The following is a 13,159-nucleotide window of genomic DNA, read 5'->3' on the forward strand; positions in this document are numbered from 1 at the left end:
ATGTGCGGCATAGCCGGGAGCTACCTCTGGCCGGACGGTGGACCCCTCACCGAGCGGCTCACCAAAGCGCTGGCCCACCGCGGACCGGACGGCGCGGGACACTACGCCCACGCCGCCGGCGCCGGCGAGGTCCACCTCGGACACCGCAGGCTCGCCATCCTGGACCTCTCGGAGACCGGCGCCCAGCCGATGGTCCGGGACGGGCTCGCCCTCACCTACAACGGCGAGCTCTACAACGCCCCCGAGCTGCGGGCCGAGCTGGAGGGCGCGGGTGTGCGCTTCCGCGGGACGTCCGACACGGAGGTGCTGCTGGAGGCGTGGCGGCGGTGGGGAACGGACTGCCTGCCCCGGCTGCGCGGGATGTTCGCCTTCGGCGTCTTCGACGAGCGGACCGGCGAGCTCGTGCTGGTGCGCGACCAGCTCGGCATCAAACCGCTGTTCGTCGTGCGGCGAGGCGGGGGCCTGGTGTTCGCCTCCGAGCTCAAGGCACTCGCGGGCGAGCTCGGAGGGTCGTTGACGGTGGACGCCGCCGCGCTGGTGGCGTCCCTGCTGTACTACTGGGTGCCGGACGGGCGGTGCGCCTACCGCGAGGCGGAGAAGCTGCCGCCCGGCACGTGGCTGCGCTGCCTGCCGGACGGGCGGGTCCGGCGCGGGCGGTACTACTCGATCGCCGAGGTGGCGCAGGCAGCACAGGACGAGCCCGAGGCCGACCTGGCCGAGGTGGTCGCCGAGTCGACCCGCAAGCACCTGCTCTCCGACGTCGGCGTGGCGACCTTCCTCTCCGGTGGGCTCGACTCCAGCTACCTCACCGCGCTCGCCGCACGGGAGCGGCCGGGGATCTCCGCCTACACCATCGGGTTCCGGGCCGAGGACGCCCGGTTCGAGGCCATGCCGGACGACCTGCGCTACGCCCGGCAGGTGGCCGCGCGCTTCGGCGTCGAGCTGCACGAGATCGAGATCGCCCCGGACGTGCACGACCTGCTGCCGCGCATGACGTACCACCTGGACGAGCCCATCGGCGATCCGGCGGCCATCAACACGTTCCTGATCTGCTCGGCCGCACGCGAGGCCGGAATCAAGGTGATGCTGTCCGGCATGGGGGCCGACGAGCTGTTCGCAGGCTACCGAAAGCATCTGGCGAACCTGCTCGGCCTGCGTTACCAGCGAGTGCCCGCTGTGCTGCGCAGACCGGTCGAGTCCGTTGTGGACCGATTGCCGGTCGCGTCGGCGGGCCGCGGCTACCGGTCCGTGCGGTTCGCCAAGCGGTTCCTGTCGTTCGCGACGCTGCCCGAGGAGGCCGCGTTCCGGCGCAGCTACACGATGTACGACCGGGAGGAGCTGCTCGGCCTGGTCAACCCCGACCTCGCATCCACTGTGGACGAGGTCCTCACCGAGCACGCCGACACCTACCACGACAACGCACTCTCCGACTTCGTCAACCGCATGTGCCTGGCCGACGCGCGGCTGTTCCTGCCCGGCCTCAACCTCGCCTACACGGACCGCTCCAGCATGGCCGCCTCCACCGAGGTACGGGTCCCGTTCGTGGACGTCGACGTGGTGCGAGCGGCGTTCGGTATCCCCGGCCACCACAAGATCGCCGGACGGCAGGGCAAGGCGGCGCTGAAGTGGGCCGCCTCGGGAATCCTGCCGAAGGAGATCGTGCACCGCCCCAAGGGACTGTTCAGCGCACCGCTGCGGGCCTGGATGAGCCGGGACCTCGCGCCGCTCGTGCGTGAGGTCGTGCACGACGGCGCCCTTGTGACCTCCGGCTTGCTCGACCGGGACGCGCTGCACAGGCTCGTCGCCGAGGACGCCTCGGGCAGGCAGGACCGCGCCAAGCACCTCTGGCACATCGTGACCCTCGAGTACTGGTACCGCGGCGCGGTCGCCGCCGCGCAGGACACCGCCGCATAGGAGCCGCAGTGAAACAGGTCGTGCAAAACTACAAGAGCGGCGAGCTCGCCCTTCTCGACGTGCCCGCGCCCGCGAGCAAACCCGGCGGCGTGCTCGTGCGGACCATGTTCTCGCTGATCTCCACCGGCACCGAGCTGATGAAGGTGTCCGAGGCGAGCATGTCCCTGATCGGCAAGGCGAAGGCCCGGCCCGACCAGGTCGCCAAGGTGATGCAGAGCGTGGCGAGCAACGGCGTGGCGGCCACCTACCGGAAGGTGGCGGGCCGGCTCGACTCCTACACCCCGCTCGGCTACTCGCTGTGCGGCATGGTGGAGGAGGTCGGCGCGGGGATCGACGACGTGGCGGTCGGCGACCTCGTGGCGTGCGCGGGCAACGAGCACGCGCTGCACGCGGAGCTGAACTGGGTGCCGAAGAACCTGTACTGCCGGGTGCCCGCCGGGGTCGCGCCGCGGCATGCCGCGTTCGGCACCGTCGGCTCCATCGCCCTGCAGGGTGTCCGGCGGGGCGAGCCGCAGCTGGGCGACGTGGCGCTGGTGATCGGGCTCGGGCTCGTCGGACAGCTCGTGGTGCAGCTGCTGGTGGCCGCGGGCGCCCGGGTACTCGGCGTCGACCCCGACCCCTCGCGGTGCGAGCTGGCGGAGCGGCTCGGCGCGCTGACGTGTGCGGCTCCCGGCTCCGAGGTGGTGGAGTCGGCCATCGCTGAACTGACCCACGGGCACGGCGTCGACCAGGTGTACCTGGCGGCGGGCGGCAGCACCAACCAGCCGGTGGAGCTCGCCGCGAGACTCGCGCGCGACCGGGCCACGGTCGTCGACATCGGCAAGACCCGGCTGGACCTGCCGTGGAACGCCTACTACGAGAAGGAACTGGACGTCCGGTTCTCCCGCTCCTACGGGCCCGGGCGCTACGACCCGTCCTACGAGCTCGACGGCCGCGACTACCCCATCGGCTACGTGCGCTGGACCGAGCGCCGCAACGTCGAGTGCGTGCTGGACCTCATGGCCCGTGGCCGCATCGACGTGCAGCCGCTCATCTCCCACGTCGCCGACTTCTCCGACGCCGTGCAGACCTACCGCAGGCTGAACGAGGGCGAGCTGCATGCCGTCGCCGTGCTCTTCCGGTACGCGCACCCGGACACCGGCGATCCCCGGCCGGCCGTCACCTCCGTGGCCCTGCCGCGGACCCCCGCCAAGCGCACGGCGAGGTCGGAGACCGTGCGCCTCGGCTTCATCGGCGCGGGCAACTACGCGACGTCGATGCTGCTGCCCCACCTGTCCGGCCGCGAGGACGTCGAGCTGCGGCACGTGGTCACCACGTCGGCGCTCTCCGGTGCCAACGCCCAGCGCAAGTTCGGCTTCGGCGAGGCTTCCACCGACGTGGACGCGCTGCTGGCCGACCCGGACCTCGATGCCGTCTTCGTGGTGACCCGGCACAGCTCGCACGCCGAGCTGACGCGGCGGGCCCTGCTGGCGGGCAAGGCCGTGTTCGTGGAGAAGCCGCTCGCACTGTCCGAGTCGGAGCTGGAGAAAGTGCTCGCGGCCATCGCGGAATCGGGCAACGACCGGCTGCAGGTGGGGTTCAACCGGCGATTCGCGCCGCTGCTGCGGCAGGCCAAGGGACGCTTCGGCCTACGAGCCGGAGCCGCCTCGGTGCGCTACCTCGTCAACGCCGGCGGCCTCGACGGCGGCAGCTGGTATGCGCGAGGCGACACCGAGGGCTCGCGATTCGCGGGCGAGGGCGGGCACTTCATCGACACGGTGAGCTGGCTGCTCGGCTGCGACCCCGTCTCGGTGTACGCGTGCGCCACACCTGGGCAGGCCGATCTGCAGGTGCTGCTGCACTACCAGGACGGCTCGACGGCGGCGATCAGCTACGTCACCTCGGGCGCCACGACGTTTCCCAAGGAGACGCTGGACCTCGTCGCGGACGGCAAGGTACTGCGGTTCGACGACTTCCAGCGGGCCGGCCTGTACGGCCGCAAGCGCTCGGTCAGCCCGCGGATGCCGCTCGGCCGGGACAAGGGCCAGGCCGCCGAGCTCGACGCGTTCCTCACGGCCGTGCGCACGGGTGGGCCGATGCCGGTGCCGGTGAGCTCGCTGGTGTCGACCACGGTCGCGACGCTGGCCGTGCACACGAGCCTCGCGAAGGGCACCCCCGTGCGAATCGAGACCCGCGCATGAGCACGCCGGGCTGGTACCTGCGGCGGCTGTCCCGGATGGGAGCGGCCGAAGTGGCCCACCGCACCGCCGACGTGGTGCGCAGACGGCGCCGGCGCCGGGAGCTTCGCGAACCGGTGACGATCCGCTGCCTGCCGGATCGGGAGTTCTCGGCCGTGCTGCCGGACGTGGTGGTGCCCGAGCCCGGCAGGCACCGGCTGCTCGCGACCGCCGACCGGCTGCTCGACGGGCACGCGAGCTACTTCGGGGTTGCCCGCGACGACTTCGTCGACCCGGACTGGTCGTACGACCCGAAGACCGGCCGCCGCGCCCCGGCGGAGGCGTACGCGTTCGACATCCCGTACCGCGACGAGGCCGCGGTCGGCGACATCAAGCAGATCTGGGAGCCGTCCCGGCACCAGCACCTCACCGTGCTCGCCGCCGCCTACGCCGTCACCGGCCAGGCACGCTATGCCGAGCGTGTCGCCGACCACCTCCGCTCGTGGTGGGCGGCCAACCCGCCGCTGCGCGGGGTGCACTGGGTCAGTGGCATCGAGCTCGGCATCCGGCTGCTGTCGTGGGTGTGGGTGCGCAGGCTGCTCGACGGCTGGCCGGGCGCCCGCGGCCTGTTCGAGGACAACCCCGAGGCACTGCACCAGATCCGGGCTCACCAGCGCTGGCTGGCGACGTTCCGCAGCCGTGGCTCGTCGGCGAACAACCACGCCGTCGCCGAGACGGCGGGACAGCTCGCGGCGGCGTGTGCGTTCCCGTGGTTCCCGGAGTCGGCGCGCTGGCGCGACACGGCGCTGCGGTCGTTCACGCAGCAGTTGCGGCACAACACCTTCCGCTCCGGCCTCAACCGCGAGCTGGCCACCGAGTACCACGGCCTGGTGCTCGAACTCGGGCTCGCCGCCGCGGTCGAGGCGCGCGCGGCCGCGGTCGCGGTGCCGGAGCAGGTCTGGCTGACGCTGCGGGCCATGATCGACGCGCTCGCCGCCGTCGTGGACGCCCGGCTGCGCCCGCCCCGGCAGGGTGACGCCGACGACGGCCACGGGCTGGTGCTCGACGGCGAGGGCGGCGACCGCTGGGCCGCGCTGCTCGGCACCGGCGAGAGCCTGTTCGGGCGCCTGTCGTGGTGGCCGAAGGCGGCCGACGACAGCGTGTTCACGGCCCTGCTCGGCGCGTTCGGTGCCGCGCCGCCGCTACCCGGCGACCGGCCGGCCCGGCGGCCCGCGCATGTGCCCGATGCCGGTGTGACCCTGCTGCGCAGGACGCTCGGCGGCGGGGAGGTGTGGTGCCGCTGCGACGGCGGCCCGCACGGGTTTCTGTCCATCGCCGCCCACGCGCACGCTGACGCGCTGGCCGTGGAGCTGCGGCACGACGGTGTCGACGTGCTCGCCGACCCAGGCACGTACTGCTACCACGGCGAAGAAGAGTGGCGCGACTACTTCCGCTCCACGGCCGGGCACAACACGCTCGAACTCGACGGGCACGACTCGGCCGTCTCCGGCGGACCGTTCCTCTGGCTGCGGCACCCGCGAAGCACGGTGCTCGTGGCGCACGTGCCGGAGACGGGCGTCGCGCGGTGGTGCGCCGAGCACGACGGGTACGCGCACGGCAACCGTCCCGCCCGGCACCGGCGCTCGGTGGAGCTCGACGACACCGCGGGCGAGCTGCGGGTGCACGACGAGGTGCTCGGCGCGCACGAGCACGGCTACCGGCTCTCCTGGCACCTCGGCCCGGCGGTCGAGGCACAGCTGCGGGACAGCGCCGCGGTGCTGCGCTGGCGCGGCGACGGCCGCACGCACACCGCGCGACTCGACCTGCCCGCCCCGCTCACGTGGACGCTCCACCGCGGCGAGACCGGCCCGCCGCTCGGCTGGTACTCGCCCGGCTTCGGGCGCAAGCAGCCCGCCGCCGCTCTTGTCGGCCGCGGTCGGCTGCCCAGCGGCACCCGACTGTCCACAGTGGTCCGATTCGGACCTCCGGAGGACGCCTTGTGACCGTCGTGACCCGTGCCCTTCCCCGTGCCCTGATCGCGTTGCTGGCAGGGTTGGCGGTGCTGCTGGCCGGCTGCACGGGCCCGGACGAGCCGGCGCCCGAGGGCACCACCACGCAAGCCGACGGTGATGGCGCCGCCGACGACCGGCAGCGTGCCCGCGTGTGCGGCAACACGCGGCCCGGCCCGGCGAGCGCGCCCGGCGGCGCGGTGACCGTCGACCCGTCGGTGGAAGGCGACCTGGTCGCCAAGACGGAACAGAACCCGCCCGGCACGACGTTCTGGCTCGCACCCGGGACCCACCGGCTCGGCGACGGCCAGTACGACCAGGTGATCCCGAAGGACGGCAACACCTACGTCGGCGCGCCCGGCGCCGTTGTCGACGGGCAGCGGCGCAACCAGTTCGCGTTCACCCAGCACGCCACCGACGTGACGATCCGGCACCTCGAGGTGCGCAACTTCGTGCCACCGCACAACCAGGGCGTGGTGAATCACGACTCCGGCGACGGCTGGGTGATCGAGCACAACACCCTCCGCGACAACGAGGGCGCCGCCCTCATGGCAGGTGCCCGCCAGCAGGTGCGCGGCAACTGCCTGCGCGACAACGGCCAGTACGCGCTCAACGCCTACCAGGACGGCGACTCGATCACCGACCTGGTGCTGGAAGGCAACGAGATCACCGGCAACAACACCGGCGACTGGGAGAACCGGATCGAGGGCTGCGGCTGCACCGGCGGCGTCAAGTTCTGGGCCATCGACGGCGGCGACGTGCGCGGCAACTGGATCCACGACAACCGCGGGCCGGGACTGTGGGCCGACACCAACAACAACGACCTCGTCATCGAGAACAACGTCATCGAACGCAACGACGGCGCCGCGATCATCTACGAGACCAGCTACAACGCGGTGATCCGCGGCAACCTGTTCCGCGAGAACAACTGGGTCGACGGCCGCGACTTCGCCGACCGGGGCGACAACTTCCCGGTGGCCACCGTCTACATCTCCGAATCCGGCGGAGAACCCCGCGTGCCCGCGCGCACGGACCAGATCGCGATCTACGACAACGTCTTCGAGAACAACTGGTCCGGCATCACCGCGTGGGAGAACGCCGACCGCTTCTGCAGCAGTCCCGCCGACACCAGCGGTGTCTGCACCCGGCTGGAGCCCAACGAGCGGCAGTGCATGCAGCCCGCGGTGGCGACGGAACCACAGCGCGGCGACTGCCGCTGGAAGACCCAACGGCTGGCGGTGCACGACAACCGGTTCCTGCTCGACCCGAACGTCGTCGACTGCGAATCCTGGTGCGCGCGGATGGCACTGCTGTCCAACTACGGCACCTACCCGGAATGGTCGCCGTTCCAGGGCGAGGTGGTGCAGGAGGCGATCACGTTCCACCAGCAGAACCGCTGGTGGCGCAACAGCTACGTCGGGCCGTGGCGGTTCGTCGTGTACGACACCGGCACGGTCGTCGACCCCGCGCGGTGGCAAAGCGCGCCGTACCGCCAGGACCAGGGCAGCACGTTCTCCCGGAGCCGCTGATGCCAGCCCACGCCACCCACCCCGCGCCCCTCGCACGGCTCGACCCCGAGTCGCGCAACCCGCCTCGCCTGGTGGGGCTCGCCTGGGGGCTGCTCGCCCTCAACACCCTCGGCTCACAGGGCACGACGACACTGGTGACGATCCCGCAGGAGGTCTACCAGCTCATCACGATGGGGTCGCTGACCCTGGCGTTCGCGCTGGCGCTGCTGCACAACCCGCGGCTGCGGATCCGGCCGAACGCCTACCTGCTGTCGCTGACGTTGCTGCTCGCCGTCAGCACGATCGGCACGGCACAGCTGGAGACCGGCGCGGGCGGGGTGTTCCGGTGGTGCAGGCTGGCGCTGTTCATCGCGACGCTGTGGCTGCTGAGCCGCTGGTGGGACGGCACGCTGGCGTTCGTCCGCTACCACATCCGGTTTCTCGTGTGCATGCTCGGCACGGTCGTGATCGGCCTCGTCGTCGCACCCGGCCTCGCGATGCCGGCGACCTACGACGGGCGGCTCGTCGGCGCGTTGTGGCCGCTGACGGCGCCGCAGGTCGGGCAGTACGCGGCCGTGGCGGCGGGGTTGACGATCGTGCTGTGGCTCGGTCGCCGCACCGACGGCAGGAGCGTGCTGTTCGTGGCGCTGCCCGCGGTCGGCATCCTCCTGCTCAGCTACACGCGGACGGCGACGCTGGGCTTCATCGCCGGGCTCGGCGCGGCCGCGCTGGCGTTGCTGTTCAGCACCAAGCGGGCGCGCGGGTTCGCCGCCGCGGGCGCCGCCGTCGCGGCCGTCGCGCTCGTGGCGTTCGCGCCCCTGGTGGAGACATGGTTCCGGCGCGGGCAGGACGACGAGAACTTCGAGAACCTCACGGGCAGGCAGAAAGTCTGGGACGCGCTGCTGGCGGAGCCGCGCAGCACCGTCGAGCAGCTCTTCGGGACAGGGCTGAGCAACAAGTCGTTCGACGGCCTGCCCATCGACAGCGGCTGGCTCGCCGTCTACCACGAGCAGGGGCTCGTGTCGGTCGCGATCGTGGTGGTGTTCCTCGGCACGCTGCTGGTCACCACGGCCCTGCGGCCGCCGTCGACGGGCCGGTCGTGTGCGGTGTTCCTGATCGCGTACTGCCTGGTCGCCTCCTACACCGAGGCCGGTCTCGGCGACGCCTCGCCGTACCTGCTCTACCTCGCCATCGCCGCGTCCCTGCTGGGGCCTGCGCCCCGCACGAACACAGCGGCGACGTGACGCCGGCCGCCGGGAGGACCGATGTGCGCGCCGATCGCTGAGCCCGTGCCCGGCAGCAGGCTGCGGGTGCTGGTGGTGCACAACCGCTACCGGTCGGCACAGCCGAGCGGCGAGAACGCCGTCGTCGACCAGGAGATCGCGCTGCTCGCCGGCGCCGGGCACGACGTGACGCTGTTCGAACGGCGCAGTGACGACATCGCCGGCTGGTCGCCGCTCGGCAAAGCGGCCGTGCCGCTGCGGGTGCCGTGGAACGCGTCCGTGCGCGCCGAACTGGCCGAGCGGCTGCGCCGGGAGCGGCCGGACATCGTGCACATCCACAACACGTTCCCGCTGCTGTCGCCGTCGGTGGTGGCGGCCTGCGCCGACGCCGGGGTGCCCGCGGTGGCGACCCTGCACAACTACGGGCTCGTCTGTCCACCCGGGACGCTGTTCCGCGACGGCCGGATCTGCACGTCGTGCGCACACCACCTCCCGCTGCCCGCGGTGCGGCACGGGTGCTACCGCGGCTCCCGGGTCGCGACGGTGCCGCAGGCGGTGAGCCTGGCGGCCAACCGGCACCGCTGGTTCACCGGCATCACGCGCTTCTTCTGTATTTCCGCCGCGCAGCGCCGCCTGCTGGCCGACGCCGGGCTACCCGCCGACCGGCTGATCGTGAAGCACAACTTCGTCACCGACCCCGGCGTGCGCCGGACGGGCGCGGGCGAGCACGTGCTGTTCCTCGGCAGGCTGGCCGAGGAGAAGGGCGTGCCGCTGCTGATGGCGGCGTGGGACCGGCTCGCGGCCCAGGGCGGGGTGCGGGTGCCGTTGGTCGTGGCCGGGACCGGTCCGCTCGAGGACGCCGTGGCGCGCTGGGCGTCCGGCCGCGCCGACGTGCGGTACGTGGGCCTGCGGTCCCGGGCCGAGTGCCGCGATCTCACCGCGCGCGCGGCCGCCGTCGCCGCGCCGTCGAGCTGGCTGGAGGCGTTCGGGCTGGTGGTGGTGGAGGCGATGGCGGCCGGAGTGCCCGCGGTCGCGGCCGCGCACGGCGCGTTCGTCGAGCTGGTCGACGATGGCGTGACCGGGCTGCTGCACACCCCGGGCGATGCCGATTCGCTCGCCGCGTGCCTGCGCCGCGTCGTGTCATCGGGCGCGGAGAACCAGGCGATGGGGGCGGCCGCGCGGGCCCGCTACGAACGCGACTTCACCCCCGCGGTGGGCCTGCGGCGGCTGGTGGCGGGATACGAGGAGGCCATTGGAGCGGGGGCGGTTGGCGAGGTCGGCGGCGGGGGCCGTGTGGATGGCGCGGCCGGCGCGGATGGCGTGGGCACGGTGGGCGAGGTCGGCAGGGTCGGCGGAGTCGGCGGGGTTGGCAGGGTTGGCAGGGTTGGCGGAGTCGGCACGGTCGGCGAGGTCGGCACGGTGGGCGAGGTCGGCACGGTGGGCGAGGTCGGCACGGTGGGCGAGGTCGGCAGGGTTGGCCAGGTCGGCACGGTTGGCGAGGTCGGCACGGTGGGCGAGGTCGGCACGGTGGGCGAGGTCGGCAGGGTTGGTGAAGTAGGCGGCGGCGCGGGGGAGGCCGCCGCGAGGCGCAGCGGGCGCCGCCCGTGAACACACCCACCCGTTTGCCCGCGCGGCGCGGGACTCGCGGTAGTCGCCCGTGAACAGGCGCATCCAGCGGGCCGTTCGGCATACGCCGTTGCCGGAACTGGCCGTGCCGGCCACCGTCGGCACCGCCGTCGCGAACACACCACGGAGCCACCCGTGAACACGCCCACCCGGCCGCCCGCGCGCCACGTCCCGTTGCTGGTGCTCGCCGTGCTGGCCACCGTGGGCACCAGCGTGCTGGCCGTCGTGGTCGCAGGCAGCACGGACCCGAACGCCGCGGACACGTCGTGGATGCCGGTCGCCGAGGTGCTGCCGTTTCCCCTCGCCCTGCTGGTCGACCTCGTGGGCGAGCCGATAGCCGCACCGGTGGTGCTGGCCGTCGTCGCCGGAGTGTGCTTCCGCCACGGTGGCCGCCGCGCCGCCGTACTCGCGGTGGTGGCCCCGAGCGTGACGGTGCTGTCCACCACGGCACTGAAACCGTTGGTCGGCCGACACATCCACGGCGAGCATCTGGCCTTCCCCAGCGGGCACACGGCGTGGGCGGTCGCGCTGGCCGGGGTGCTCGCGCTGACGCTCACCGGACGCCGGGTCACCGCCGTCTTCGTGGGCGTGGCGATCCCGGCCGCGCTGCTCATGGGTAGCGCGCAGGTGACTCTGAACAATCACTACCCCACCGACACGGTCGGCGGGTTCGGGGTCGCGCTGGCAATCGTGCCGTGCGTAACCGTGTTGATCGACAAGATCGCTGACCGCGCAGCCGCCCGGCACGCATAGCGCCGGTGTGTCTGCCGTTCGCCTAGCCGTGTCTGCCGATCCCGTCGCCGTGTCCGCCGCCTGGGTCGCCGTGTCTGCCGTTCACGTCGCCGTGTCCGCCGCCTGGGTGGCCGTGTCTGCCGTTCCCGCAGCCGCGTGCCGTTCCCGTAGCCGCGTGCCGTTCCCGTCGTCGTGGGTGGGCCTCGCGTCTCCGTATCGCCACCTGGTGGATCGTCGTGCTGGCCGTTCCGCTCGGTGTGTCGACTGCCCCCTCGACGTGAATGCCGTTCCGGTCACCAACTATGCCGCTCCGGTCGCGGTGTATGCGGTTCCCGTTGCCGTGTCCGCCGCCGCTGGTGGCGGCGGCTGCTGTTGACAGGCCTCGGTTCGGAATAGGTGCGAGTGGGCCGTTCACGTCATTGGTTGTCGTTGTTGTGGTTGCCTGGCCTGCTTGGGTTATTGGATTTCAAGCACGCCTTCGGCGCGCCGTGGGAAACTGCCACTCCACACATCACCATGCATTGTCTGGTGGTTAGCGGCAGTTCACCACGGAACGGATCTCGTTGTCACGTTCCGTTGTTTGCGGCTTCACCCATATGATTCGGTATTTCGCGGTAGAATCGTTGGTATGGGGGAAAGTTCTCTTGATGAGGTCGTTCGACTGGAGCGGGAGATCGCTCGGCTGCAGGCGCTGCAGGTGCGGGCTTTGGTGGAGTATTCGGCTTCGCGGGACGATGCTGCGGATGTGGCGTCGGAAGTGGCGCTGGGGTTGGCGATTTCGGAGAATGTGGCCCGTATCAAAATAGGGTTGGCGCGGGATTTGGTGTCGCGGCTTCCGGAAACGTTGGGTGCGTTGTCGCGGGGCGAGATCGATCTGTACAAGGCGTCGAAGGTGTCGGAGCCGACAGCGGTGTTGTCCGATTCGCTGGCGCGCGAGGTGGATGCGACGGTTTCCGAGCGGTTGGTGGGGCGGGATGCCTCGTCGATCCGGCGGATGGTGAACCGTGCGGTGCAGAAGGTCGACCCCGAGGGTGCCGCGGCGCGGGCGGAGGCGCGGCGGCGGGAACGGCGGGTCGAGTTGCGGCACGGCGATGATGCGATGGCGACGCTGGTCGCTGACCTTCCTGCGGAGGTGGCGTCGGCGGCCTATGCGCGGATCGATCGGTGTGCCCGCGCGCTACGCAACGCCGGTGACCAGCGGACCATGGACCAGTTGCGGGCCGACGTGTTCGCCGACCTTCTGCTGGGCAACCAGCCGGTCCTGCGTCACCGAAGGCCGAGATCTTCATCCACATCGACTTCGCCGCCCTGGCCGGTTTGTCGGGCAACCCGGCCGAGCTCGCGGGGCACGGACCGCTGCCCGCCTCGATCGCGCGGGCGATCGCCTTCGACCCCAACTCCACCTGGCGGCGGATCATCACCGACCCCCACACCGGCGCCCCGCTCGACGTGGGCCGGGAACGCTACCGGCCACCGGCCGTCACCGCCGACCATGTGAAGGTCCGCGACCGGGAATGCCGGTTCCCCACCTGCCACCGCCCGGCGCACTTTGTCGATCTCGACCACGTCATCCCATACCAGCGCAACGGCGACACCAACACCGGCAACCTCATCGGGCTGTGCCGACGCCACCACCGCACCAAACACACCCCCGGCTGGCGATTCCACCTCACCGACACCCGCCAACTCCACATCACCACCCCCACCGGCCACACCTACCGGTCATGACTCGCACGGATCACCGGAACGGCGTGCCATGGCAAGCAAACCCCCACAGCTACCGATCGTGAGCTCCCGGGTTGGTGTGCGGGTCAGGCGCCGTGGTTGGCAACGACGTCCGGCGGCCACCGGACGCGATGGCGCCGCGCGTCCCATGCCGGCGATGCGCGGTCGTTCCCAAAACCTCCGTGCGTTGACCGGAACCGCCGGCCCGTCCGACACCTTTCCGTCACCCGACAGCCGGCCCAGTGCAGCCAGGCCACGTTCGTCGA

General features: G+C 71.8%; 7 protein-coding genes and 2 pseudogenes. All 9 read left to right on the forward strand.

Features of this window, described 5'->3' with window-relative positions; all coding sequences use genetic code 11:
- The 9 genes and pseudogenes from asnB to ACFSZT_RS01285 all read left to right on the forward strand — a co-directional run bounded on the left by asnB (position 1) and on the right by ACFSZT_RS01285 (position 12,896).
- Positions 1-1,914 carry an asparagine synthase (glutamine-hydrolyzing) gene (gene asnB, locus ACFSZT_RS01245; RefSeq protein ID WP_377387416.1) on the forward strand — a complete coding sequence of 638 codons (1,914 nt, stop codon included), beginning with the start codon at positions 1-3 and terminating at the stop codon, positions 1,912-1,914.
- Between the two features lie 8 nt (positions 1,915-1,922).
- Positions 1,923-4,094 carry a bi-domain-containing oxidoreductase gene (locus tag ACFSZT_RS01250; RefSeq protein ID WP_377387419.1) on the forward strand — a complete coding sequence of 724 codons (2,172 nt, stop codon included), beginning with the start codon at positions 1,923-1,925 and terminating at the stop codon, positions 4,092-4,094.
- Entirely contained in the window at positions 4,091-6,073 is a 1,983-nt protein-coding gene (locus ACFSZT_RS01255; protein ID WP_377387422.1) for a heparinase II/III family protein, read from the forward strand. Before ACFSZT_RS01250 ends, ACFSZT_RS01255 begins: the two co-directional genes overlap by 4 nt.
- Complete coding sequence (locus ACFSZT_RS01260; protein WP_377387425.1) at positions 6,070-7,608, forward strand: right-handed parallel beta-helix repeat-containing protein; 1,539 nt, start codon at positions 6,070-6,072, stop codon at positions 7,606-7,608. The genes ACFSZT_RS01255 and ACFSZT_RS01260 overlap by 4 nt, the downstream gene beginning before the upstream one ends.
- Complete coding sequence (locus tag ACFSZT_RS01265; protein ID WP_377387428.1) at positions 7,608-8,831, forward strand: O-antigen ligase family protein; 1,224 nt, start codon at positions 7,608-7,610, stop codon at positions 8,829-8,831. The genes ACFSZT_RS01260 and ACFSZT_RS01265 overlap by 1 nt, the downstream gene beginning before the upstream one ends.
- Positions 8,832-8,891: 60 nt before the next feature.
- Positions 8,892-10,070, forward strand: a pseudogene (locus ACFSZT_RS01270) (glycosyltransferase); the annotation flags it as partial.
- A gap of 501 nt (positions 10,071-10,571) precedes the next feature.
- Positions 10,572-11,189, forward strand: a complete 618-nt coding sequence (locus ACFSZT_RS01275) for a phosphatase PAP2 family protein (RefSeq protein WP_377387431.1) — start codon at positions 10,572-10,574, stop codon at positions 11,187-11,189.
- 607 nt (positions 11,190-11,796) lie between these two features.
- Positions 11,797-12,617 (forward strand): annotated as a pseudogene (locus ACFSZT_RS01280) (DUF222 domain-containing protein); the annotation flags it as partial.
- Between the two features lie 45 nt (positions 12,618-12,662).
- Entirely contained in the window at positions 12,663-12,896 is a 234-nt protein-coding gene (locus ACFSZT_RS01285; protein WP_377387819.1) for an HNH endonuclease signature motif containing protein, read from the forward strand.
- Positions 12,897-13,159: the final 263 nt, after the last annotated feature.

The organism is Prauserella oleivorans, from assembly GCF_042685745.1.
Taxonomy (GTDB): Bacteria; Actinomycetota; Actinomycetes; order Mycobacteriales; family Pseudonocardiaceae; genus Prauserella_A; species Prauserella_A oleivorans.